The organism is Glutamicibacter sp. BS14 (assembly GCF_056934375.1).
In genome coordinates, this window is sequence record NZ_CM167801.1 from 2,243,975 (window position 1) to 2,268,726 (window position 24,752).

The window sequence follows — 24,752 nt, forward strand, 5'->3', positions numbered from 1 at the left end:
ATCGTGAAATGTGCTTGCCGATTCTTTGGGGATACCCGGCCCTTCGGAAAGAAAAAATTGCTCTGGCGTTAAATGGCGCAAATTATTTGTGCTGTAGTCTGATTTCATGGATGAACTAGACCGTGCGATCTTGGCCGAGTTGCAGAATGACGGACGGATGAGCGCTACCGCGGTAGCTGCAAAAGTTGGGCTATCGGTGGCTCCCTGCCATCGCCGGATCAAAGATCTTGAGCGCAGGGGAGTCATCAGCGGCTACCAAGCGGTGATTGACCCGGAGAAGGTTGGACTGGGATTCGAGGCCCTGGTTTTCGTCACGTTGAAAGACAGAGCGCAGCTTAAGCATTTTGAATTAGCAGTAGAGAGGGAAGAGCTAATAGTTGATGCGCAGCGCCTTTTCGGCGAGCCAGACTTCCTATTGCGAGTCTTTGCCAAGGATCTGCCGCATTACCAGCGTGTATACGACGAGGTCCTAGTTGATCTACCGGGCGTGGAAAAATTGACGAGCACCATAGTCATGCGAAACATCAAGGAGCGTGCGGTTCTGCCCGTCTAGGACGTCTTGTCGGACGGCTTCCGGTTGCGGGTTACCGCCGGCGTCAAGGACAACGAAATAATCAGAACTACCGCGCAAATCCATAAGGCCTGAGGCAACTTCAAGGTATCGACGACGAAACCAATAAATGGTGGACCGCCAAGCATTGCTCCATATCCAAACGCACTGACGATGCTCACCGCTTTTGGACCCAGGCGTTCTCCGCGGGAAGCAGCGATGCTCATGCCCAAGGGGAAGCCGAGCGAGCTACCGAGGCCCCACAATGCTGCACCGAGGCCTACTAGGGAGGGACTTGTGCCGGTGATGAACAAGCCGACGCCGAGAAGGCCGATAATTCCCATGATCAGGAGTGTATTTTTCGTGCCGAAGCGGTCCACAAGGCGACCGCCGACAAAGCGTCCCAGCGTCATTGCTGCGACGAACAAGGTGAACATGAGCGCGCCAATTTGATGCTTGAAACCGTGCCCGTCAACCGAAGTAACGGCAATCCAATCATTGGCCGCACCCTCGCTGAAACTTAAACCGGCGACCATTATGCCAAGCAGCAGCAAGAGTCCCATTTTGTGCGTTGATTGAATTCGGTTCTGGGGGACATCCTTGTTGATTGGAACCAAATTTTCGTTTTCCCAGCAGGTAATACCTCGATGGGCAACGTAAGCGAGAAGAAGAATGATGACCGCGACAAACGAGAAGTGCCAAAGGCTCGAGATATTCAAGGAAATGGTTGCTGTTGCCACCCCGGCGCCAATTAGGGTTCCCAGGCTGAAGAACCCATGAAGGGAAGGCATGATGCTGCGGCCGACACGACGTTCAACCTGTGCGCCGCTGACGTTCATCATGATGTCCAAACAGCCAAAAGTAAGCCCGTAAAAGAACAGGGCTACGTAGGCAAGAGTGGCTTCCTCGGTTATCGAAATGGCTATGCCCAGTACGACCAAACATGCTGCTAATCCGATGGGCAAACAGCACAACAGGCGGCGTGTTGGAACGAATTTGCTCACCGACGGAATAAGGGAGATTCCGAGCAAAGTTCCGATGGTGCTGCAAATCAAGAACGATCCGAGGTTCAAGCCAGAGAAATCGAAAACAGCGTCGATAATGGAGAGGCGGCCTGCCCAAGTCGCAAAAGATAATCCTGCAAGAAGGAATATTAGATTGATGCTGGTGCGTTCCGTGATTCTCTGTCGCGCGAGGTGGGCGACCAGTTGGGTCATCGGGCACTGTCCCTTTCGATTTCTACAATTCCTAGAGTTTATCTCAAGTTAGGGGGATAAGTTACTGTTCAGTCGGGATTCTGAGTGATTATGCGCCGCTGCACGGCTCACGATCATGACATTCACAGATTCGACGGCCGGACCAGGAAGAGAAACGGTGGTGAAGAACGAAAGTTCTCGCTAGTCAGCAGATTTCTTTGCGGAAAATACGGGTATGGTGGCATTGCCCACCGGGAAGTACGCTCGAGATGAAAACTCGTAAATTTCTTGCGTGCAGAGGTGGGATCGTGAAGTTGAGTTCCGAACAATGCGGAGTGATCATCGTGGGTGCTGGATTGGCCGGGCTGGTTGCAGCGTCCGAGGCACTTGATGCAGGACTGAGAGTCTGAATCCTGGATCAGGAAAACAGGGGTAATCTCGGCGGCCAGGCTTACTGGTCTTTTGGGGGACTGTTTCTCGTTGATACTCCTGAACAGCGCCGCTTGGGAGTTCGTGATTCTTTTGACCTTGCCTGGTCGGATTGGCAGCATAGTGCACAATTTGACCGGTTGGACGATGAGGACCTGTGGGCGCAACGTTGGGCCAAAGCCTACGTGGAGTTCGCAGCTACTGAAAAACGGTCCTGGATCAAGCAAAAAGGCATAGATCTGACTCCAGTTGTGGGCTGGGCAGAGCGCGGCGATGGTCGCGCCGAAGGGCATGGGAATTCTGTACCCAGATTTCACATCGCCTGGGGAACTGGCACCGGGGTATCGATGCCATTTGTGAATAGGGTGCTCGACGGACTGCAAACGGGACATGCCGAGTTGCTCAACCGCCACAGGGTTACTGGATTGGTGACCACTGACGGTTCAGTTACCGGCGTTCGCGGTGAGGTCTTGTCGCCTGATGACGCTCCACGCGGGCAACAGTCGTCAAGAAACGTGGTTTCGGAGTTCGAGTTTTCGGCTGAAGCAGTGGTGATTGCAACCGGGGGAATAGGCGGAAATCAGGACCTGGTTCGGAAACTCTGGCCCGACAGGCTCGGCATCGCGCCGGGGCGCATGATTACCGGCGTTCCGAATTATGTTGACGGCAGCGGCATTGAACTCTCGCAGGAGGTGGGGGCGCGTCTTGTTAACCGCGATCGAATGTGGCATTACACAGAGGGAATCCAGAATTGGAACCCAATTTGGCCCGCTCATGGAATTAGAATTTTGCCCGGTCCAAGCCCGATGTGGTTCGATGCCGAAGGGAACCGCCTTCGTCCTCCTTGCCTTCCGGGGCACGACACTTTGGGCACGTTGAAATACCTGCGCACCGATCCCACTGCGCGAAAGTACGACTATTCATGGTTCGTGCTAAATCAGCGAATTATCGAGAAGGAGTTTGCGCTGTCAGGGTCGGAGCAAAATCCAGATCTGACTAATCGGGATAAAGCCGGAGTTATCAAGGACCGGTTCTTTGGCAAGGGTGCTCCGGGGCCGGTCACGGATTTCTTGAACAAAGGTGCGGATTTCGTTTCAGCGACTACCGTCGAGGAGCTCGTGACGAAGATGAATGCAATCGCGCCGGAAGCACATATTGATCCGATGCGGCTTCACCAGCAACTAATGGTTCGTGATTCGCAAACTGAAAATCCATTTAGCAAAGATCGCCAAATTCAATCTATCCGCAATGCCCGAAAGTACATCGGAGACCGTTTGACCCGAGCAGTTGCTCCGCACAGGATACTCGATCCTGCGGCGGGGCCATTGATAGCTGTGAAGCTGCACATTCTGACGCGAAAGTCATTAGGCGGACTGCAGACAGACCTATCTGGGCGAGTCCTCAAATACGACGGAACAGTTCTTGACGGGCTTTATGCGGCCGGTGAAGCTTCTGGATTCGGGGGCGGCGGGATGCATGGGTACAACGCGCTGGAAGGAACTTTCTTGGGCGGGTGCTTATTTAGTGGCCGGCAAATAGGACGAGGGCTGGCTGACAGGCTCGGCCGGAAAGGGCCTCAAGCTAGAAATGAGGCCTAACACTGGTCAAATTCCTAGATCTGGATAGATGCGAAAACCGCCGTTCACTTGTATTACCAAGTGAACGGCGGTTTATTTCGTACCCCCGGCCGGATTCGAACCGGCGACCTAGAGATTAGAAGGCTCTTGCTCTATCCAGCTGAGCTACGGAGGCATAACCGAAAATAGTTTAGCTCATTGATCACCAAAAATACGACTTGAGGCCGATAGGCTGGAGAAACGAATGTAGATCATCATCTGATTAGGAGTAGTTAAGTTGCCGAAATTGAGAATCGGTAGCGTGTTGAGCATCGTGTGCTTCTGTGTGCTAAGCGTGGTTTTAGCTTGGGCCGTAGCGTTGCCGCTTTGGATGGGAGAAGGCATAAATGATGCCAAGCTTCCAGGAATCGCCATGGCAATGATGTTTACCCCGACCATCGCTGCTCTAGTGATTGCCATTGTCGAACGCCGGCTAACGAGCTTCACCTCCGAGGTTGGGCTCTGGCCAATCAAGCGTCCGGGGAAGTTTGCCATCGCACTGGTGCTGTCCTATGTGATTCCGCTCGGGCTCATACTTCAAGCGCCCTTCATCGGAACATGGCTAGGGGTCTTCCCTGGTGATCTGCAGAATTTCACCGTACTGCGCGTTGTCTCCGGCCAGGAAGGCCCGACAATCTACCTTCTCGGACAGGCGGGGTTGATAGTTGTCGCTGGCCTCATGAATTCCTTGTTTGCTTTAGGAGAGGAGATTGGTTGGCGGGGATGGCTTTGGATTCGCCTGCAGCCTTATGGGCAACTTGTATCAATTCTTGTATCCGGCGTCGTCTGGGGGATCTGGCATGCACCATTGGTGCTTCTGGGCTACAACTATCCGATGGCTACGGGCGCGTGGGGAGTCATGGCTATGTGCGGCATGTGTACCGTATTTGGCGCCTTCCTTGGCTGGTTGCGTACCTACAGTGATTCCGTATGGCCAGCGGCTTTGGCGCATGGAGCCTTCAACGCCAGCGTGGGATTGGTTTCACTGTTTATGGTGATGGGAGTTCCTTTGGACGCAACAAAAGCATCAATCATGGGTTGGTCCGGCTGGATCTTGCCAGGAATCGTCATAGCCGCCATGCTATTGAAAGGCGCATTCAAACCTCAATGGGCTAAAGATTTATCCACAGGCCGTTGACTTTGCGTCCGACCGGATCTTGCGGTGCGCCATCATCGGATTCAATGGCAGAAAAGGCTTCTGCCATTTGTATCCAATAGGAGGCAGTCCAATGAGCGATCTTGTGACAATCCGCGGAATTGTCGGAACGGAACCTCAACTCAGCATTACGCCCAAGGGCGTTTCTATCTTGAAATTCCGAGTAGCGACGCATGAGCGAAAACGCGATCTTGAAACAGGGCAGTGGGTCGACGGGCCGACCAATTGGTATGCGGTTTCGGCGTTCCGTGCCCTGGGAGAGAATTCCATGGAATCCCTGGGGCAAGGCGACCATGTAATGATTTTCGGAAAGTTGCAGATCCGAGAATTCGAACGAGCAGATGGCTCGCGAGGGAATAGCGCAGATATCGAGGCTTATTCAATTGGTCACGATCTGCGTTTTGGAACGAGTTCCTTCAACCGTGTACGGACAGATACCGGCGAAATGGAGCGTGTGCAGCACCCGTCACGTTCGTCCGACACTGAAGCGAGCTGGCAAAGCGAGGATGGGGAAGCGGCCTGAAGACGCGTGTTCTGGTGGTGTTTGAGGGTTTCGTGTGAATCCGGGCACCACCAACCCAAAATAGTGGTGTGTGGATTCGGAAATGACCCCCGCAACAGACTAGCCTTAAGAACATGGCGGAATTCATTTACACGATGACCAAGGCTCGCAAGGCCGTTGGCGACAAAGTCATCCTTGACAATGTCAGCATGTCGTTCTTCCCCGGTGCCAAAATTGGCGTCGTGGGACCCAACGGTGCTGGTAAGTCAACGATCCTAAAGATCATGGCGGGGATCGATACTCCCTCCAACGGTGAAGCGCGTCTTTCACCGGGCTACTCGGTAGGCATCCTGCTGCAGGAACCCCCACTGAATGAAGAAAAGACCGTCCTGGGCAACGTCCAGGAAGGTGTTGGCGAGATCTATGAAAAGATCACTCGCTTCAACGAAATCTCGGAAGAGATGGCACAGGACGGTGCCGACTTCGACACGCTCCTGGAAGAAATGGGCAAGCTGCAGGAAGCGATTGACGCTGCCGACGCTTGGGACATTGACAATCAGCTCGAACAGGCAATGGACGCGCTGCGCTGCCCACCAGGCGACGAGAAAGTTACCCACCTCTCCGGTGGTGAACGTCGACGTGTAGCACTGTGCAAGCTTCTCCTGCAGAAGCCGGACTTGCTGCTGCTCGATGAGCCTACTAACCACTTGGACGCAGAGTCCGTACTGTGGCTGGAACAGCACCTGGCATCTTACCCGGGCGCCGTGCTGGCCGTAACCCACGACCGCTACTTCCTGGACCATGTCGCCGAATGGATCTGTGAAGTTGACCGCGGTCGCCTGCACCCATACGAGGGCAACTACTCCACTTACCTGGAGAAGAAGCGCGAGCGCATGGAAGTTCAGGGCAAGAAAGACCAGAAGCTTGCTAAGCGTCTGGCAGAAGAACTCGAGTGGGTTCGTTCGAACGCCAAGGGCCGTCAGACTAAGTCGAAGGCTCGTCTGGCGCGCTACGAGGAAATGGCTGCGGAAGCCGAGCGCACCCGCAAGCTGGACTTCGAAGAAATCCAGATTCCGCCAGGCCCGCGCCTGGGCCAGCTGGTAATCGAAGCCGAAAACTTGAAGAAGGGATTCGGCGATCGTGTATTGATCGATGGTCTGTCCTTCTCGCTACCGCGCAACGGCATCGTGGGTGTCATTGGTCCCAACGGCGTCGGCAAGTCGACCCTGTTCAAGACCATCGTTGGCATGGAAGAGCTTGACGGTGGCACCCTGAAGGTCGGCGACACGGTCAAGATTTCCTATGTCGACCAGAATCGCGAAAATATCGACCCAGAGAAGTCGTTGTGGGAGGTCGTTTCTGACGGCCTCGATTACATCAACGTCGGTCAAGTTGAGATGCCATCGCGTGCCTACGTTTCGGCGTTCGGGTTCAAGGGCCCAGACCAGCAGAAGAAGGCAGGTGTTCTCTCCGGTGGTGAGCGCAACCGTCTGAACCTGGCACTGACCCTCAAGCAGGGTGGCAACCTGTTGCTGCTCGATGAGCCTACTAACGACTTGGACGTTGAAACCCTGTCGTCGTTGGAAAACGCGCTGCTTGAGTTCCCGGGTTGCGCTGTAGTGGTCTCCCACGACCGTTGGTTCCTGGACCGAGTCGCGACCCACATCTTGTCGTACGAGGGCACTGAGGAGAACCCATCGAACTGGTACTGGTTCGAAGGCAACTTCGACTCTTACGAGAGCAACAAGGTTGAACGATTGGGTGCCGACGCGGCTAAGCCGCACCGTGTTACCCACCGTCGCCTGACCCGCGACTAATCCACGGGCATGAAAATAGCCGCCACATTTGTGGCGGCTATTTTTATGCCGCAGGAGGCATCGTTCAATTAGCTCGTCGTCGAATCGGCACGCAATCCGGACAATTTCAGATACTCGCGATCCTGGTAAAGCAGGTGTTGCTGTTGCGCATGCCCGAAGAGTACCGCATGGACTTCAGCAGCAATCAGGCGGGAGCCTCCAACGCTGATGGAGGAGTGGATACTGGCGCGGAAAGCAACGGGAGCCTCGATGAAATGTGGCTCGCCGGTGGGCAAGACCCGGAAATGTTGATCGCTGGTAAATCGTGGGGCACCCGGGCGCGCGAAATTATTTGCCAGCTCGTGCTGGTCTTCGCCGAGCATATGGATCAAGAAACTCGGTGCTGCTAGCACAGCGCCGGCAGCGCCGGATTCTTTGGCCAGCGAGAACGAAACGGCAACGGGATCAATGGAAAGTGAAGCGAGGGAAGAGATAGTTAAACCGTAGAATGCCCCGTCGACCGCTGCAGTAATCACTGCTACTCCAGCAGGATGGTGACGGAAGGCTGTACGGAATCCATCTGATAATTCGCTCACTGAGCCGCTCCTTTGCCTGGAGTTGGAATAAAACTCCAGTAACTGATGCAAAAGCCCGAGCTTTTGCCAACAACTTTGAATACTTCCACCCTAAGACCTCAAGTAAACTTGAGGTCAAGGAAAGGGGTGGTGATGCTTCACACAGCGGAATCTGGGGATTGCGAAAAAAATTTTCCCGGGCGTGAGCTGCTAAGCATCGGGCAGGTTAGCGAACGCACTGGTGTGGCCAGATCTGCACTGCATTATTACGAAGATATTGGGCTGATCGTTTCCATGCGGACAGCGGGGAATCAGCGACGCTATCCTCGCCACTTGCTGCGTCGTATCTCGTTGATCAGTGTCGGCAGTAAGTTGGGCATCCCACTCAGCGACATCAAGCGTGCTTTGGCACCAGTGCCGATGGGAAAAATCCCCGAGGAAAGAGACTGGCTTCGCGCGACAGAGGAATGGAAGAAAGTACTCGAAGCGAGGCGGCGTGCCATCGAGGAATTAGAAGATCGGCTTATGGGATGCATTGGATGCGGCTGCCTGTCGATGCAGGCCTGCAGCCTCCTGAATCCGGAAGACCAATTGGCGCGTGAAGGTGTGGGCGCGCGGCGATTGGAAGCACCCGCAGATGCCGGGGAGCAGTCCATGTAGCCGGAGGGGCAGAACATTACCTGTTTTGAAATTCCGATATCCTCTGGCGCCTTCGATTGGCGCCGCCTGGAACTCCCGTACTGAACTCGGCACTTACTAGAATGTAATCATGAAAATTGCTCAAATATATCGCTTTCCTGTTAAAGGGCTACCAGGCGAAGCAGTCAGTTCGGTCGCAGCCAAAAAGGGAAGCGGGCTAGAGGGCGATCGCTGTGTCGCCTTCGGAAACGGCACAATTGAGCACCAAGACGGGCAGTGGCAGAGCTGCCTAAGCTTCACTATTCTCAAGAACAACAAGAGCCTGCAAAAGTGGCAAGTTGAATCCAGTTTTCCACTTATCACCATGACCGCGCCAGCATCTACAGGTGCGGCACCATTGACCTTTGATGCCAGTAGCCATCATGGCAGGGATGCCGCCAGCGCCTATCTGTCGAATCACTTGCCGGCGCAGGGGCCAAAACCGCGAAGATTGGTGTCTGCACCGCAAGGAATGTTCGATTCGCGACTGTCGGGCATTTCGATTATTAACCCCAATACGGTTGCGGAGCTGTCGCGAGTATCCGGGGTGCACTTGGATCCCCGGCGGTATCGAGGCAACCTTGTGGTGGAAGGCCTGCCCGCATACTCGGAATATGGGCTTATTGGCAAAGTGCTGCGCATAGGCGAAACCCGTATTGCCATTACCAAATCAATCGCCCGTTGCTCAGCAACCTCGGTAAATCCGGATACTACCGAAGTCGATACCAACGGACCCCGTTTGCTGGCAACGCACTTTGGCCACGTTCACTGTGGCATTTATGGAACCGTTCTGGAATCCGGGGTCTTGGAGACTGGCGCCTCAATTGAAATAGAAAACGAAGCAACAGAAGCCGAAGAACTGGTTCCAGTGAAGATCTCTCCACGGTTCATGACCATACTTCGAAACGAGGACTTGGGCTCAGGAGTAGTCGAACTGCTGCTTCACGATCCTTACGGATGGATTAAGTCTGAGTATGAACCGGGCATGCATCTAAGGGTTCACTTGCCAGATCCGCTGTGGAGAAATTACACCATCACCTCGGTGAGCGACCGGGGCATTAGTATCGCCGTTCGCATCCAAGGTGAAGCTTCAGCGAAAATAGCACAGCTGCAGGAGGACGAGCAACTTCTTGTCTCAGGGCCGTACGGTGTGCTGACCTCGGCTAATGTACTAGGCTCCAGCACTGCCATCGTCAGCGCTGGAATTGGCATCACTCCTGCTTTGGGGCTGCTCGGGGATGCTGCAGCGGTGAATGGCAGCCAAGATCTGAGGTTCATCCATGTCGAACGTGGCGGAGCCAGTGCCTTGTACTGCCGGCTGGAACAGATGGCTGCCGGGCTGAAGGCGCCAATCAGCTTGGATCGCATCGACACCTCCGAGGGGCGGCCAGCGGCTGCTGCGATCGCAGCACGACTACGCGGTTGCAGCAGGGTGGTGGTGTGCGGGCCTGAAGAGTTCACCAAGATGGTATTCGAGGCGTGCGAGCAAGCGGGAATTTCTGCTTCGCAGATTTACAGCGAAACCTTCGCATCACCAGCGACCGATCTGGAACGCCTTTTTGAGAACTATCCGCCCGCAGAAGTCTCTTGTCGTGGGAGCGAAAAGAATTTCACCTGGAGTGCGGAGAATGGAGTGTTGCTTGATGCGCTGGAAGAGCAAGGGCTTGAACCGGCTAGTCTTTGCCGCTCGGGTTCTTGCGGCGAATGCGCCGTTAGCCTGCTCAGGGGCAGGATTTCCTACCCGTTGGAGCCGAGCGCCCGCGTAGCACCGGGCCAGATCCTCGCCTGTATGGCCGTACCAGCAGGCGATATTGAACTGGACGCATGAACCACGCGGGCGGTGCGCTATCGATTGAGGGCTAGTGCCCCTCTGCGAACTCAGGCAGGCGGATCATGCCTTCCTGGGCGACGGTCGCGACGAGCTCGCCTGCCTTGTTGTAGAACTTTCCCGCACCAAGTCCGCGGGCCGACGAGGCCGATGGCGAATGAAGTACGTAGAGCAGCCATTCATCGACTCGGAAATCCCGGTGCCACCACATTGCGTGATCGAGGCTGGCGATGCTCAAGCCGCGATGTACCCATGGCACTCCATGGGCTCGCAGGGCAGGCTCAAGTAGCATGTAGTCGCTCGCGTAAGCCAAGGCAGCTCGGTGCAGGGCGGGCTCATTGGGCATTGCCGAGGTGGTGCGCAGCCAAACCGCACTATCGGCAAGCTTGGCCGAATTTCCTGGAAGGTAGATCGGTTCCGAAACATGCCGGACGTCGAAAGGCCGTTCGAAAGCCCATTCCTTTGCCACTGGATGGTCCAGGTGCCCCACGAGATCTGCGGTAGTCGGAAGCGACTCGGGATCCGGGATTCCGGCAGGCATTGGATCATGGTGTTCGAGGCCGTTTGCCGGTTCCTGGAATGAGGTGATCATTGACAGGATCGGTTCGCCATTTTGGTAGGCGTGCACTCGACGTGCGGAAAATGAGCGGCCATCGCGCAGGCGCTGTACGCCGAAAGTGATGTTCTGGTTCGGGTCTCCCGGACGCAGGAAGTAACCGTGCAGGGAATGGATCGCACGGGTCGCTTCAACTGTACGCGTGGCGGCCATGATCGATTGGGCCAGAACCTGCCCGCCAAAGACGCGAGGTCGAGTCTGCCCAGGGGTATGGCCGATGAAGATATCCTCATCCGTGCGCGCCTGGTCTTCTCCATCCAGATTCAACAGATCCAGCAGGATCTGGGTGGTGCCTAGGTCTTCGGTCACTGTGCGGGCTCCTTGGAATGCGATAGCGGAACAAAACCAAATTTAATGCTACTCGAAAGTAATATTTTCAGTTGAGATTCGGGCTCATAGGAAAACTATACGTTTCACGGAGCAGCATCACGCCATGAGCAAAGTCGCCACGCGTAGTTGCCGCTCCGTGAGACGATAAATATATGGCTAGTGATGCGGTGATTTTCGACGACAGTAATTCAGTAAGCGACTTAGCGAACTTTATTAGCCGGGCGAAAACAATTGAAGATGATGCGGCCCAATTCGTCGCTCGAAATATGGCCTTGGCTGTCTATGTACCTGTTTTGGTCCCTTCCGACCTCGGTCAAGGCGGCTATACCATCCTCGGAATGCGAGTTCATCGCTTGGCGCAGCCTGCAGATCTCAAGGCCAGCTATTCCTTGGCATCGATCCAGGATCGCCTTGCTCGCATGGGGGAGTCAACCGTCGACTTCGCGCTCCCACCGGTTGAAGAGAACCCTAAATGGGCTGGGATCTCCGTGCCGGTCTCAGGCTGGGAAGATGCAGGAGCCGTAGCGAACGACATGCTAACTTCCTCAGCTCAAAACGGCATCGACGCCGTCGCCCAAGCATTGCCGGAAAACCCGGGATTGCCTGTGCTTGTGCAGATACGGCAGCGAATTTGGGCTGCGGATGTGCAAGGAGAAGATTTGAAGATTCCTATGGGCTCCGCATTTGCCATGCATGCCTTGGGTTTCCTGGCGCCTGGCGGGCAAAGCCGAGTACTCCGCAATGGCAGTTGGACTCGACTGAGTAACGAGCGAGGGCATGTCCTTGTCCGCAAAGCCTCTTTGCTCGGCTAAGCAGTAATAAGGATATGGACTAGAACTCGCCCGTGGCGGTTCTAGTCCATAAATTCTTAGAGCAGATTCCGGTGTTCATCCGGAGTGTTCAGCAACGAGTGAGCCGCACGCTCGAAGTAGTCCCGAAGGGTTTCGGCCTGCAGCATTGGCAGCTCTAGCTGGTCGATAGCCTTGTTCATATGGCCCAGCCAGACATCACGGTAGTGGCCGTTCACCGGGTAATTTGCATGACGCATGCGGAGCCGAGGGTGGCCACGATGCTCGGAGAACGTTGTCGGACCACCCCAGTATTGTTCCAGGAACAGCTGGAGGCGAACTTGGGCAGCCCGAAGCTCCTTCTCTGGATACATCCGACGGAAATCCTCGTCTTCGGCAACGGAACTGTAGAAATTCTTGGTCAGCTGAGCGAAAATCTCGCGACCGCCAACCTCTGCGTAGAAGGTACCGGGATAGTTGGCAACGTCGATCGGCGTTTCGGCGGCATCCAAGAATTCTTGGCTGGATCGGCCTAGAACCAGGGGATTGCTGAAGGGATCCTTTTTCGGGTCATGTGCAAGTGGCAGGTTTTCAGTCATTCGTAAAAATCCTCAGGAGGAGCTAGGGGATACCGGCTCGTGGAGAACCGGGAAGTTGACGGACCGGGCGATGAAGCAAACCTTGTTCGCCTGGGAGTGGAGCGAATCGGCAAGTTCTCGTTGGGATTCATCGGCAAGGTAAACGACGGGCCGCAAGATGGCTTGGGTGAATTCACCGCTGTTATCCCGATTGAGACGCAGTGTTCCAGAAGCATCGTCCGTATAACCCGTGATATTCACGCCGTGGGTAACTGCTACATGCAGAAACGAGAGCATGTGGCATTGGCTCAGGGCAGCAAGCAGGAGTTGTTCTGGATTCCAGCGATCGCGATCCCCATGGAATGTTGGATCCGCGGTGCCCGGCAAATCTGGCAAGCCCGATGCGCGCAATACATGGTCCCGGCCGTAGCTGCGGTAGCTTTCCGTTCCGGTTCCACGATTGCCTGTCCATTCGAGCCCTACCCGATATTCATGTTGCGAGAGGTCCATAGGTCTATTCTCCCACTTTTAACCGAAAGGTGGCGGCGGCTTCCGCATTGAGCAGAAGCCGCCGCCACCATCCGAGCGACCCTAGATTTCTAGTGCCTCGGCGTCCGCCCGACGCGCAGCGAGAGCCCGGACCACGTCGGCACGCGATTCCACCAGCAGACGGCGCATCGCCGCGTGCTTGGATCCCAGGGATTCCAGGAATGCATCCGTCTGGTCCAAAGTTTCCTGCGAGACGTTGGAGCTGGGGTAGAAGCCGATCACAATCTGCTTGGCCATCTCATGCGAGTAGGATTCCCACGCGTTGACGAGCAGCCCGAAGTAGTCCTCGGCGTATCCGGAGATCAACGCGTTCTGGTGCACGTTGTTGAAACCGGAAATGACGGCGCTTTGCTGATCGTTGGACAAGGTAGCAGCGGTTGCCGCCCCGAATGCCTCTGCCTTTGCTTCTGCAGTTGGGCGGGAAGCTCGCGCGGTGTACCACGACGCCTTGCCCTTGGCCGTGTCGTCGCTGGCCAGAACTGCGTCGAGATCAGCATCGCTCAGGTAGCCGCCGGCACTCAGCGCGATTGCGAAGGACCAGCGCAAATCGGTGTCAACGGCCAGGCCTGGCAAGCTTGCCGAGCCGTCGAACAAGTTCCTGACGCGATCCAACTGGGCGGCGGCGCGCGAGCGGTGCGCGAAGGCCTTGACGAACTGCAGCTGCGCGTCGGAGCCTGCTTCAGCATTGGAAGCCAGCTGCCACAGCTGGTCGGCAGCCTGCACCGAAAGTTCTTCGCTGCGTTCTGCAGCAACAAAAAGATCCAGCGAGGTGTTCAGCTGGCGCAACAGCACCATGATCACCGTGGAATCCACCTCGTGGCCAATATTGTTCAGCAGCAACTGGACGTAGGTGCTTGCAGGGGCTTCGGCATCACGTACAGAGTCCCACGCGGCTGACCAAACAAGAGTGCGCGGCAGCGACTCCTGGAAGTCCTTCAGATGCTCGGTGGCAGTCGCCAAGGAAACTTCATCCAGGCGGATCTTCGCGTAGGTCAGGTCATCGTCATTGAGCAGAACCAAATCCGGGCGCTTCATGCCGGCCAGCGCGGGAACGAAGGTGAGCTCGCCATCGATATCAAGTTCTTCGCGGTGCACGCGCTGCAGCGTTCCGGCCTCATCGAGCGAGTAGAAGCCAACAGCAAGTCGGTGCTGGCGCAAAGTCGGGAACTGGGCAACGGCGGACTGGCGAATGGCAAAGGACGTAATAGCACCGTCATTGCCGGTTTCAATTTCGGCTTTGAGGGTGTTCACACCAGCGGTTTCCAGCCAGGATGCGCCCCAGCCGCTGAGATCGCGGCCGCTGGCGGCTTCCAGTTCCTTGAGCAGGTCTGGCAGCTCGGTGTTCTTCCAGGCATGCTTGGCGAAGTACTCGCGTACGCCAGCCATGAATTCTTCCTGGCCTACGAAAGCTACCAGCTGGCGCAGAACGCTGGCCCCCTTGGCATAGGTGATTCCATCGAAGTTGACCTCTACGTCTTCAAGGTCATTGATCTCCGCGACAATGGGGTGGGTGGAAGGCAACTGGTCCTGGCGGTAGGCCCAGTTCTTCTCCAACGTATTGAAGGTGGTCCAAGCGCTGGTGAACTCGGTGTTCTGCGCGGCCGCCAGAGTGGACATGAATTCTGCGAAGGACTCATTGAGCCACAGATCGTTCCACCACTTCATGGTGACCAGGTCACCGAACCACATGTGTGCCAGCTCATGCAGGATGGTGATCGCGCGGCGCTCAATCATGGCACCGGTTGGACGGGAACGGAAGATGTATTCCTCGAGGAAGGTCACCGCTCCAGCGTTTTCCATGGCGCCTGCGTTGAATTCGGGAACGAACAACTGATCGTACTTCTCGAATGGGTATGGGGTGCCGAAGTTCTTCTCGTAGAATTCGAAACCCTGACGGGTCACGGTGACGATGTTCTCGACGTCCAGGTACTGCATCATGGATGCGCGGGCGAAGACTCCCAGCTCGATGGTGCGGCCGCTGGAGGAAACCAGCGAATCGCGGGCGACCTGGTAGGGGCCTGCGATCAGGGCAGTGATGTAGCACGAGATCCGCTGGGTTGGGGCAAAGGCCCAAGTTGCTGAATTCCCGTTTTCCTCTGGCGCAGGAGTCGGGGCGTTGGAAACAACGTTCCAGTATTTTGGCGCGGTGACCGAGAACTGGAAGGTGGCCTTCAAATCAGGCTGCTCGAAGACGGCGAACATGCGCCGGCAGTCCGCGACCTCGAACTGGGTGTACAAGTAGACTTCCTGGTCCACTGGGTCTACGAATCGATGCAGGCCTTCGCCGGTGTTCATGTACAGCGCGTCCGCGTCGATCACGAGTAGGTTTTCTGCGGCGAGGTTCGGCAACTGGATACGGATGCCATCTGAATGCTGCGCTGGGTCCAGCTCGACGCCATTGAGATTGATGGAGCGTACCGAGTCGGTGACTGCATCAATGAATGTCGAAGCGCCGGCGGTGGCGGAGAACCGCACCGTAGTCTTGGAAGTGAAGACGCGCTCACCGCGAGTAAGATCCAGGCTTACCTCATAGCTGTCAACGTTGAGCAGATTTGCGCGTTCGCTGGCCTCGGCGCGAGTGAGGTTCATTCCTGGCATGGGTTCTCCAATTCTTGGCGATGGCTATCCACCGGTGGAAGTTGTGAAATGAATATTGAATATCTGTCTATTGTGTCACCTTTGACCGGGCATTGCGCAAGTCATCGGGCCGAACAATTTACTCAATTTTCCAATAGCGTCCCGAAATTGCACGCTTTGGGACGCCTCGGAGACTTATTCGGTTCATACTCCGTGATGCGCAGCTGAGAAGTAGCCGGAGCGCGTGCCGCGGTCGCTATCCTAGATAGGAAAGTAAAAGAACCCTCCCTAGTAAATGAGGCAATCGACTATGCGCGTGCATATCGCTACTGACCATGCAGGACTTGAGCTCAGCGACTACCTGGTAAAGCACCTGACCGCCAAGGGCTACGAAATGGTCAACCACGGCCCGAAGTCCTATGACCCGGAGGATGATTACCCGGCATTCTGCATCAACGCGGCACAAGCTGTTGTTGATGACCAGCGCGCGGGCGTGGACGCACTGGGTATCGTCTTGGGCGGCTCCGGCAACGGCGAACAAATTGCTGCCAACAAGGTCGAAGGGATTCGCGCCGCACTGGCGTGGAACATGGATACCGCGAAATTGGCCCGTGAGCACAACAACGCCAACGTCATAGCCGTTGGCGGGCGCCAGCACTCAGTAGAAGAAGCTGCGGAACTTATCGAGGCCTTCCTCGCTGAACCATTTAGCGAAGCGGAGCGCCACGTACGCCGCATCGGCAAGATCGCCACGTATGAAACGACCGGCGAGGTCATCGACTAGTCGTGCCTGAAGGTCATTCCCTTCACCGACTTGCCCGCCAGTTCGACGATGTCTTTGGCGGGCAAACGGTCCTGGTTACTTCTCCGCAGGGCCGTTTCAGCTCCGATGCCGCGCGCATCGACGGCCATCAGCTGGAACAGGCCTTTGCCAAGGGCAAGCAGCTCTTCTGCCGCTTTTCCAACGATCTCTATCTGCGAGTGCATCTGGGGCTCTATGGCGCGTTCAATTTCGGGGGAGACAGCTACTTTACGGGTGCTTCCTCGATTGGCGCCCCTCGGAAGGTTGGTGAAATCGAAGCCAGTGCCAGTACGGATGCTGAGAAGTACACCGGCCCGCCCGCACCGGTAGGAGCAGTTAGAGCGCGGATCGTTTCCGAACACGGCTGGGCTGATTTGCGCGGGCCAACTGCATGCGAGGTTCTGGAATACGAACAGGTCCAGATTCATCTGGATAAGCTCGGCCCGGATCCATTGATTGGGTCCGCAGTGCGTTTCAGGGCAGCCAAAGGCCAGGCTGATTTAGCGGACGCAGATATTCGGCTTGAAGCGGGCTTCAAGGAATTCCGGGCGAACCTGATGAAGACCAAGACAGCCATTGGCATCGTGCTCATGAACCAGGCGCTCATTTCTGGTGTCGGCAATATCTACCGAGCGGAAGCCCTATTCCGGAATCGAATCGCTCCGGAATTGCCGGCGAATGAACTTAGTGCTCAAAAGGCCAAATCACTTTGGTGGGACATCGTATCGGTAATGGAAGACGGCGTTCGCGATGGCAAGATCATCACTACCTTGCCCGAAGACCGCGACCCACAGGGCGTGGTTTGGCCCGATAACGCGTACTACGTTTATCAGCGGCAGGGAATGGGGTGCCGGAAATGTTCGGCGCAGATTTCCCTGGCCGAAATCGCGGCTCGCAAGCTGTACTGGTGCCCTCGTTGCCAGAAGCTTCCGCGCAAACATGTGAAGGCATAAGCTGCAGATTCGTCGATGGGACGAGCGGAGTTCTTTTCGTTCAGGCTCGTCGGCGTGTTTTGCTAACCATCACCGTACGGCAGTGATAAGGGAGAGGTGCCAAGTGAGACATGGAATCCCCGATTTGCAAAGCAAGAGTTTTATGGTCTAGACTGAATCTTGTTCGAAGCGCAGAAGCTTCGAAATGGGGATGTAGCTTAGTGGTAAAGCCTTAGTCTTCCAAACTAATGATGCGGGTTCGATTCCCGTCATCCCCTCCAAATGAAAAGGTCTCGCCGTGCGGGGCCTTTTCGCGCATCTGGACGAAGGCCGCTCTTTTCCTGGCCTCCTCTGCGTAGTGCAGCCATTTCGGGTCACTGCAGAAATGAGGCTCCGATAATGTTTGCGGCTTCCATTTTTTTCTGCTCCTGGACGTCAAATCGCATTCTTATGCATCGGCGGGGAGCGTTTTTCCCAGGCCCCTTCACTTCGTCAGCGGCGGAGAAGAGTCGTCGCCGAACGTCGCTAATTGATTCGATGAGCCTCGCGTTCCGGGGTGCAGCTTCGGGAATTGGCGATTTCCCGCTTTCAAATATGCCAAACTCGCACCCTCCTCACGCCTGCCTGGGAGCTGTTGGCATGGCGTCAGGTTTGCAAGCGTGACGCTTGGTTTCGACCGGGGTTCAGTCCAGCAGCCACGGATTATGTGCCGGGTCGCCGAGCAAAGCAACAGTCGCTGCTTGAACACCTGGAAAAAATAATCGGCCGCATCTGGGTCCCAGTCAATGCTTCAAAGGAGAATGGGTGGTTCTTGTCTTCCAGTCGGCCGGCGGCACTGGTGTTGCGGTCGTTCGAAAATCCACCTGTAATTCAACTCACGAAAAAGCGAGTTTTGGCTAAATTCTGGCTTGTGAAACGAGGAAAACCGCTAAATCATGCGGATGTCTTTCTGCAACATGCAAAATCCTCGATTTTGCTTTTGGTTCGAACCCGTGTAACTTAGTTTCTTGTGATCAGCACGGGAAACAAAACATTCCCGGACCGATTGCAAAACGGTTAGTCCAGATGAAACAAGCTTTCTTCTGAACTTTACCGGGGTGTAGCTCAGCTTGGCTAGAGCGCGCGCTTTGGGAGCGTGAGGTCGCAGGTTCGAATCCTGTCACCCCGACTTTATGGCTGAAGCAATTCAGCCGTAGAATTGAGAACTGAGAGATCAGTCCTCGTGAGTGGCGGAAATTGAAAAATTCTCGGTATTCAAGCAAAACGGTTAGTTGGAGCAAAGCATCGCTTGATGCGGCTTCCTGGCTAATCGGGGTGTAGCTCAGCTTGGCTAGAGCGCGCGCTTTGGGAGCGTGAGGTCGCAGGTTCGAATCCTGTCACCCCGACTTTACGAGTGAAAAATCTTCGGATTCAGCTCGTGAAATTTGAGAGCTAAATATAATTTAGATCTTGTGATCACTAAGAACCGTAAAAAGTAACTAGTAAGCATCACAAACGATTAGTGGATACAGGATAACTCGGGTTAGACTGTTCACTGCTAATCGGGGTGTAGCTCAGCTTGGCTAGAGCGCGCGCTTTGGGAGCGTGAGGTCGCAGGTTCGAATCCTGTCACCCCGACTCTGTCGAACAACCCCGCAACGCCACCATGTTGCGGGGTTTTTTGCAGATTAGACCTAATATTAGACAACTCAGGAGTACAACGCTGTGAAGAGCGCCGTCGAAAACGTCAACCCGACCCGGGTTAAGCTGACCGTTGAAGTTCCTTACGAGGAACTGAAGCCCCGCGTCGATGAGGCGTACAAGACCATCGCTCAGCAGATTCAGATCCCAGGCTTCCGCAAGGGCAAAGTTCCTGCAAAGATGATCGACCAGCGCGTCGGTCGCGGCCATGTCATCGAGACTGCCGTCAACGAAGGTCTGAACGAGTACTACCAGAAGGCAATGGTTGAGAACGAACTCACCCCGCTGTCCCGCCCAGAGGTAGACATCACCGAATTGCCATCCCTCGAAAAGGAAGGCGAAGGCCAGCTGGTCTTCACCCTCGAGGTAGACGTACGTCCGAAGGTTGAACTTCCGGACTACAAGGGCATCGAAGTTTCTGTTGAGGCCAAGGAAGTTGCTGACGAGGACATCGAGAAGGCTCTCGACGATCTGCGCGGCCGCTTCGGCACCCTGAAGGAAGTTGAAGCTCCAGCAGCTGCAGACTCCTTCGTGACCATCGACCTGACCGCTGCTGTAGAAGGCGAAGAAGTCGACTCCGCACAGGGCCTGTCCTACCAGATCGGTTCCGGCAACATGCTTGAGGGCATGGACGAGGCTGTTACCGGCCTGTCTGCCGGCGAAGACGCAACCTTCGAGACCACCCTGGCTGGCGGCGAGCACGCCGGCAAGACCGCAACCGTCAAGGTTGTCGTCAACGCTGTGAAGCAGCGCGAACTGCCAGAAGCTAACGATGACTTCGCTCAGCTGGCTTCGGAATTCGACACCATCGCCGAGCTGCGCGAGAACCTGTCGAAGGACGCTGCAGAGGGCAAGGTTGTCGAGCAGGGCGTAGAGGCTCGCGAGCTGGTTCTGGACAAGCTGGTTGAACTGGTTGAGGTTCCTGTTCCTGCATCGGTTATCGATGAGCAGATCGAGCAGCACTTCAACGCACCAGACGCTGAAGCAGACCACGACACCGAAGAGCACCGCGCAGAGGTTCGCGAGAACACCGAGCGTGCTTTCAAGAACGAGATCATCCTCGACGCTGTTGCAGATGCTGAAGAAGTTGGCGTCGAGCAGTCCGAGCTGATCGACTACATCGTTCAGACCGCAGGCCAGTACGGCATGGAGCCAAACCAGTTTGCACAGATGCTGGACGGCGCAGGCCAGGTTCCAATGCTCATGGGCGAAGTTCGCCGCCGCAAGGCACTTGCAAAGGTTCTCGAGTTCGCTAAGGTTACCGATTCCAACGGTGCCGCAGTTGACCTGACCTCCTTCGTCAAGCCAGCCGGTGAAGAAGAAGCTGCTGAGGTTGAGGCCGAAGAGGCCAAGTAGTCTTCACTAAACTCTGATGGCCATCGGCCGCTTGTTCAAAACAAGCCGCCGATGGCCATTTTTGTTCGCTGCGGGCGTGCATCATGCGCCGTGAGCGAAACAGGGGCATGAAACGGCCCAAGAATGGCTTGAAGTAAGTAATCTCAAAGTAACCAGTTGTAGCTATGGGATTAGAAACAGAGATTCCAGAAACTGATCTACACGTTTGGAAGAGGTAGAGAACATGTCAAATGATTCGCGCACTCCCACTATGGCAGCCGCAGAGCCGGCCGGCCGTGATGACTACATCTACAACCGCCTGCTCAAGGAGCGCATCATCTGGCTGGGCTCCGACGTCCGCGACGACAATGCGAATGCCATTTGCTCGCAGTTGCTGCTGCTCTCGGCAGAGGATCCTGAGAAGGACATCTACCTGTACATCAACTCGCCAGGTGGATCGATCACCGCTGGCATGGCCATCTACGACACCATGAACTTCATCCCGAATGACGTCGTGACCGTAGCAACCGGTCTGGCCGCATCGATGGGCCAGTTCCTGCTGTCCTCGGGCACCCCGGGCAAGCGTTTCGCTACGCCGAACGCCCGCATCCTGATGCACCAGCCATCGGGCGGCATCGGCGGTACCGCCTCGGATATCAAGATCCAGGCTGAACTGATCATGCACATGAAGAAGGTCATGAGCGAGTTGACTGCAGAACAGACCGGTCAGACCGTGGAGCAGATCCTCATCGACAACCAGCGTGATAAGTGGTTCACCGCAGAAGATGGCTTGAAGTACGGCTTCTTCGATCAGATCGCAACCCACGCAGGCTCGGTCAACGGTTTCGTAGGCGACGACAACAAATAGTCGCACCGCATCGCTTGATACCCAAAGATTTGTCCTAGGAGAAAACCATGAACTTCAATCCGGAAGCCGTTAGCGGTCAGATGCCGTCGGCCCGCTACATCCTGCCACAGTTCGAAGAGCGCACCCCATACGGCTTCAAGCGCCAGGACCCATACGCAAAGCTATTCGAAGATCGCATCATCTTCCTCGGCGCCCAGGTTGATGACGCATCGGCCGATGACGTGATGGCCCAGCTGCTGGTCCTGGAATCCATGGACCCTGAGCGCGACGTTACCCTGTACATCAATTCGCCAGGTGGTTCCTTCACCGCGATGACTGCAATCTACGACACGATTCAGTTCATCCGCCCAGAGGTCCAGACCGTGTGCCTTGGCCAGGCGGCGTCCGCAGCAGCAGTACTGCTCGCAGCTGGTACCCCGGGCAAGCGTTTGGCCCTGCCTAACGCGCGCGTATTGATCCACCAGCCAGCAATGGGTGGCGGCGAACGCGGCACCGCGACTGACCTGCAGATCCAGGCCGAGGAAGTTATGCGCATGCGCAGCTGGCTGGAAGAGACCATTGCCTCCCACTCCGGCCAGGACGTTGAGAAGGTGCGCGGCGACGTGGAGCGTGACTTGTTCATGACTGCTAGCGAAGCCAAGGTGTACGGCATCGTAGACGAGGTATTGACTCCTCGTAAGCTGAACCGTGCTCAGCTGGGAAGCTAGCGCATACTTGGAATAATCCATGATGAATGGCGGTTTACCTAGTTGCTGGTCTGTCCAAAGGCAGACGGCACAACACAGGTAAACCGCCATATTCATCTAATTTGGGGGACTACTAGCCTAGAATTGAGTAAGTCCACAGCTACTCAAGTAAACGGGAGAATGGTGCGATGGGACGCATGGGTGAAGGCTCGGATCTGTTGAAATGCTCTTTCTGCGGGAAGAGCCAGAAGCAGGTTAAGAAGCTAATTGCAGGCCATGGTGTCTACATTTGTACTGAATGCATCGAACTCTGCAACGAAATCATCGCTGAAGAGTTCGCCGAAGAGCAGGTGCACGAAGAGTTCTCCTTGGCTAAGCCACGCGAGATCTTCAACTCGTTGCAGGAATACGTCATCGGCCAGGAGAACGCCAAGCGTGCTCTCTCGGTCGCTGTCTATAACCACTACAAGCGTATCCACGGCAACCAGGACCACGGTCCTGTTGCGGCGCTGACTAACGATGACCCGCTGGATGATGTGGAAGTCTCGAAGTCCAACATCATGCTTATTGGTCCTACCGGATGCGGTAAGACGTACCTGGCGCAGTCGCTGGCGAAGAAGCTGAATGTTCCTTTCGCTGTCGCCGACGCTACAAGCCTGACTGAAGCAGGCTACGTGGGTGAAGATGTGGAAAATATTCTTCTCAAGCTGCTTCAAGCTGCCGACTATGACGTCAAGAAGGCCGAGACCGGCATCATCTATATTGACGAGATCGACAAGATTTCCCGCAAGAGCGAGAACCCTTCGATCACCCGGGACGTTTCCGGTGAAGGCGTCCAGCAGGCGCTTCTGAAGATCCTTGAAGGCACTGTCGCTGCGGTGCCGCCCCAGGGTGGCCGCAAGCACCCTCACCAGGATTTCATTCAGCTCGACACCACCAATATCCTGTTCATCGTTGCCGGCGCCTTTGCCGGACTGGAAGAAATTATTTCTTCGCGGGCAGGGCAGAAAGGCATCGGTTTCGGTGCTCCGCTGAAAGCGCTGAAGTCGGAGACCGCTTCCTACTCGGATGTTCGGCCGGAAGACTTGCTCAAGTTCGGCCTGATTCCAGAATTCATTGGTCGCCTGCCGGTGATCACCACGGTGGAGCATCTGGATAAGGACGCGCTAGTGCGCGTACTGACCGAACCAAAGAACGCACTTCTCAAGCAGTACCAGAAGATGTTCCAGATGGATGGCGTAGCTTTGAGCTTCGACCAGTCGGCACTGGAAGCAATCGCAGAACAGGCTATTGCGCGTGAGACCGGCGCGCGTGGTTTGCGGTCGATTCTTGAGGAAACCCTTGGCGGCGTAATGTTCGACCTTCCAAGCCGCGACGATGTTGCCGAGGTGGTCATTACTCGGGCAACCGTCATTGACCGTGAAGATCCCACGTTGCTCTCTCACGCGATGGTGGCCAAGCGCGATATGAAGTCCGCCTAGCCGTATTCAAAAATTCTCTTCGGAAGAAAGTTGGTAGTTCATGGCTGAACGTCAGCAAGTAGATTTTTGGTTCGATCCAATCTGCCCGTTCGCTTGGGCGACGAGCCGCTGGATCAAGGAAGTGGAGAAGGTCCGCGACATCGACGTGAACTGGAACGTCATGAGCCTCTCGATGCTTAACGAAGGCCGCGACCTTCCAGCTGACTACCGCGCCAAGATGGACATCTCATGGGGGCCGGTGCGGGTGGTCACGCGTGCTGCCCAGGAACACGGCGAGGGAGTCAAGGACAGCTTGTACACCGCCATGGGTGAACTATTCCATTACGAGAAGATCGAAGATCGTGATGAAGTCATCGCCAAGGCGCTGAAGAAGGCGGGATTGCCGGCGGAACTCGCTGAAGCTGCGAATACCGATGCCAACGATGACGTGCTGCGCTCGAGCCACGAGGCAGGCATCAACTTGGTGGGGCAGGATGTAGGCACGCCAATCGTCGCCGTTGATGGCGTTGCTTTCTTCGGTCCGGTCATTACCCGTATTCCAACTGGGGAAGATGCAGGAAAGATGTTTGACGCTGCGGCGCAGCTCGCATCCTTCCCGTACTTCTTCGAAATGAAGCGCACTCGTACCGAAAGCCCGGTTTTCGACTAAGCGGGAATTTTCTGTTCCAAGGACGTTGTCTCATTGCGAGGCAGCGTCCTTGGTTTTTAATCAGTGAAGGCGCTTGGCATGGAGGGCCGGGTGTTCGCCCTCCGATGCCACTAATCCACGGGACGATTGGCTATCCGCCGACGGAGGAAGGTGCGCCATCAAGGCGCCGATCCGCATGGGCCGGACCAGTATTCTGTGCATCCGCCATTCGTTGCACCGGTGCTTCACCTTCTCGTCGGATCGCGGAGCACGCGGTTCATATTGGCCAGGGACGGTTCCGCAGTCCAATTGGTGCGTCGTTCGAACCTCCGTTTCTTAGGCTCGGATGATGACTCATCAATCCAGGGCAACGGCGCGCGGCGGGCGGACAGTTCAAGCTGCCTTTGCAGAGTGCGCAGGCGTCATCGGATTGCAAGGCAAGTCGTGGAGGTAGGCCGTCGGCATCGGCAACCGGCTCTATTGGGTGTCGAATAAGTCCAATTTTAAAGCCTAATTAATGCATATTTTTTCCTACAGGGCAGACATCGCGGAGCCGGGAAAGTATCTGTTACCGAA

At 55.7% G+C, this 24,752-nt stretch carries 20 protein-coding genes, 5 tRNA genes and 1 pseudogene; 19 read left to right on the top strand and 7 right to left on the bottom strand.

From position 1 onward, the window contains the following. The first annotated feature begins 106 nt into the window (after positions 1–106). Positions 107–553 (top strand): Lrp/AsnC family transcriptional regulator, encoded by a 447-nt coding sequence (locus AC1Z36_RS10650; protein ID WP_105659214.1) that lies wholly within the window; start codon positions 107–109, stop codon positions 551–553. Here AC1Z36_RS10650 and AC1Z36_RS10655 read toward each other — a convergent pair. Next, a complete protein-coding gene (locus AC1Z36_RS10655; RefSeq protein ID WP_105659215.1) occupies positions 550–1,767 on the bottom strand; it encodes an MFS transporter in 1,218 nt (405 codons plus the stop codon). The two genes, AC1Z36_RS10650 and AC1Z36_RS10655, sit on opposite strands and share 4 nt — an antisense overlap. A gap of 248 nt (positions 1,768–2,015) precedes the next feature. Here AC1Z36_RS10655 and AC1Z36_RS10660 point away from each other — a divergent pair. Continuing rightward, positions 2,016–3,773 (top strand): annotated as a pseudogene (locus AC1Z36_RS10660) (FAD-binding dehydrogenase). An 80-nt stretch (positions 3,774–3,853) separates the two neighbouring features. Here the strand turns inward: AC1Z36_RS10660 and AC1Z36_RS10665 are convergent. Next, a tRNA-Arg gene (locus tag AC1Z36_RS10665) sits at positions 3,854–3,927 on the bottom strand. 126 nt (positions 3,928–4,053) lie between these two features. On the opposite strand from AC1Z36_RS10665, the gene AC1Z36_RS10670 reads away from it, so the two are divergent. From AC1Z36_RS10670 to ettA, 3 genes are all read left to right on the top strand, one after another. Beyond that, on the top strand, positions 4,054–4,929 hold the full coding sequence (locus AC1Z36_RS10670; RefSeq protein WP_133834188.1) for a CPBP family intramembrane glutamic endopeptidase: 876 nt from the start codon (positions 4,054–4,056) through the stop codon (positions 4,927–4,929). A 91-nt stretch (positions 4,930–5,020) separates the two neighbouring features. Next, a complete protein-coding gene (locus AC1Z36_RS10675; protein WP_105659229.1) occupies positions 5,021–5,470 on the top strand; it encodes a single-stranded DNA-binding protein in 450 nt (149 codons plus the stop codon). Positions 5,471–5,583: 113 nt separating this feature from the next. Then, a complete protein-coding gene (gene ettA / locus AC1Z36_RS10680) occupies positions 5,584–7,266 on the top strand; it encodes an energy-dependent translational throttle protein EttA (RefSeq protein ID WP_105661447.1) in 1,683 nt (560 codons plus the stop codon). A 68-nt stretch (positions 7,267–7,334) separates the two neighbouring features. Here the strand turns inward: ettA and AC1Z36_RS10685 are convergent, their stop codons facing one another. Further along, entirely contained in the window at positions 7,335–7,841 is a 507-nt protein-coding gene (locus AC1Z36_RS10685) for a flavin reductase family protein (RefSeq protein WP_181149006.1), read from the bottom strand. Between the two features lie 132 nt (positions 7,842–7,973). Between AC1Z36_RS10685 and soxR the strand changes: the two genes are divergently transcribed. Then, positions 7,974–8,480, top strand: coding sequence for a redox-sensitive transcriptional activator SoxR (gene soxR / locus AC1Z36_RS10690; RefSeq protein ID WP_105659195.1), 507 nt, complete (start codon positions 7,974–7,976; stop codon positions 8,478–8,480). Between the two features lie 109 nt (positions 8,481–8,589). Further along, positions 8,590–10,326 carry an MOSC domain-containing protein gene (locus AC1Z36_RS10695; protein WP_105659196.1) on the top strand — a complete coding sequence of 579 codons (1,737 nt, stop codon included), beginning with the start codon at positions 8,590–8,592 and terminating at the stop codon, positions 10,324–10,326. 31 nt (positions 10,327–10,357) lie between these two features. Here the strand turns inward: AC1Z36_RS10695 and AC1Z36_RS10700 are convergent, their stop codons facing one another. Next, entirely contained in the window at positions 10,358–11,251 is an 894-nt protein-coding gene (locus AC1Z36_RS10700; protein WP_105659197.1) for an acyl-CoA thioesterase, read from the bottom strand. Positions 11,252–11,424: 173 nt separating this feature from the next. Here AC1Z36_RS10700 and AC1Z36_RS10705 point away from each other — a divergent pair, with 173 nt between their 5' ends. Next, the gene (locus tag AC1Z36_RS10705) at positions 11,425–12,084 is read left to right on the top strand and encodes a DUF8185 domain-containing protein (RefSeq protein WP_105659198.1); all 660 of its coding nucleotides are present in this window, start codon (positions 11,425–11,427) and stop codon (positions 12,082–12,084) included. Positions 12,085–12,140: 56 nt separating this feature from the next. On the opposite strand, the gene AC1Z36_RS10710 is transcribed toward AC1Z36_RS10705, so the two are convergent. The 3 genes from AC1Z36_RS10710 to pepN form a co-directional block, all read right to left on the bottom strand. Next, positions 12,141–12,659: a globin gene (locus AC1Z36_RS10710; protein WP_105659199.1), complete on the bottom strand. Its 519-nt coding sequence runs from the start codon at positions 12,657–12,659 to the stop codon at positions 12,141–12,143. A 12-nt stretch (positions 12,660–12,671) separates the two neighbouring features. Further along, positions 12,672–13,148 carry an OsmC family protein gene (locus tag AC1Z36_RS10715; RefSeq protein ID WP_105659200.1) on the bottom strand — a complete coding sequence of 159 codons (477 nt, stop codon included), beginning with the start codon at positions 13,146–13,148 and terminating at the stop codon, positions 12,672–12,674. Between the two features lie 81 nt (positions 13,149–13,229). After that, entirely contained in the window at positions 13,230–15,785 is a 2,556-nt protein-coding gene (pepN, locus tag AC1Z36_RS10720) for an aminopeptidase N (protein ID WP_105659201.1), read from the bottom strand. Between the two features lie 289 nt (positions 15,786–16,074). On the opposite strand from pepN, the gene AC1Z36_RS10725 reads away from it, so the two are divergent. The 11 genes from AC1Z36_RS10725 to AC1Z36_RS10775 all read left to right on the top strand — a co-directional run bounded on the left by AC1Z36_RS10725 (position 16,075) and on the right by AC1Z36_RS10775 (position 24,197). Further along, complete coding sequence (locus AC1Z36_RS10725) at positions 16,075–16,548, top strand: ribose-5-phosphate isomerase (RefSeq protein ID WP_105659202.1); 474 nt, start codon at positions 16,075–16,077, stop codon at positions 16,546–16,548. A gap of 2 nt (positions 16,549–16,550) precedes the next feature. Next, positions 16,551–17,519, top strand: a complete 969-nt coding sequence (locus AC1Z36_RS10730; RefSeq protein WP_483561247.1) for an Fpg/Nei family DNA glycosylase — start codon at positions 16,551–16,553, stop codon at positions 17,517–17,519. A 186-nt stretch (positions 17,520–17,705) separates the two neighbouring features. Further along, a tRNA-Gly gene (locus AC1Z36_RS10735) sits at positions 17,706–17,779 on the top strand. Positions 17,780–18,591: 812 nt separating this feature from the next. Beyond that, positions 18,592–18,666: transfer RNA gene (locus AC1Z36_RS10740), tRNA-Pro, on the top strand. Between the two features lie 142 nt (positions 18,667–18,808). After that, positions 18,809–18,883: transfer RNA gene (locus AC1Z36_RS10745), tRNA-Pro, on the top strand. A 157-nt stretch (positions 18,884–19,040) separates the two neighbouring features. Continuing rightward, a tRNA-Pro gene (locus AC1Z36_RS10750) sits at positions 19,041–19,115 on the top strand. An 87-nt stretch (positions 19,116–19,202) separates the two neighbouring features. After that, positions 19,203–20,534, top strand: a complete 1,332-nt coding sequence (tig, locus tag AC1Z36_RS10755; RefSeq protein ID WP_105658461.1) for a trigger factor — start codon at positions 19,203–19,205, stop codon at positions 20,532–20,534. 223 nt (positions 20,535–20,757) lie between these two features. Next, positions 20,758–21,381, top strand: coding sequence for an ATP-dependent Clp protease proteolytic subunit (locus AC1Z36_RS10760; protein WP_286134321.1), 624 nt, complete (start codon positions 20,758–20,760; stop codon positions 21,379–21,381). 47 nt (positions 21,382–21,428) lie between these two features. Next, entirely contained in the window at positions 21,429–22,088 is a 660-nt protein-coding gene (locus AC1Z36_RS10765) for an ATP-dependent Clp protease proteolytic subunit (protein ID WP_105658463.1), read from the top strand. A gap of 167 nt (positions 22,089–22,255) precedes the next feature. Then, complete coding sequence (gene clpX, locus AC1Z36_RS10770) at positions 22,256–23,548, top strand: ATP-dependent Clp protease ATP-binding subunit ClpX (protein WP_105658464.1); 1,293 nt, start codon at positions 22,256–22,258, stop codon at positions 23,546–23,548. Between the two features lie 40 nt (positions 23,549–23,588). After that, on the top strand, positions 23,589–24,197 hold the full coding sequence (locus AC1Z36_RS10775; RefSeq protein WP_105658465.1) for a mycothiol-dependent nitroreductase Rv2466c family protein: 609 nt from the start codon (positions 23,589–23,591) through the stop codon (positions 24,195–24,197). Positions 24,198–24,752 lie beyond the last annotated feature (555 nt).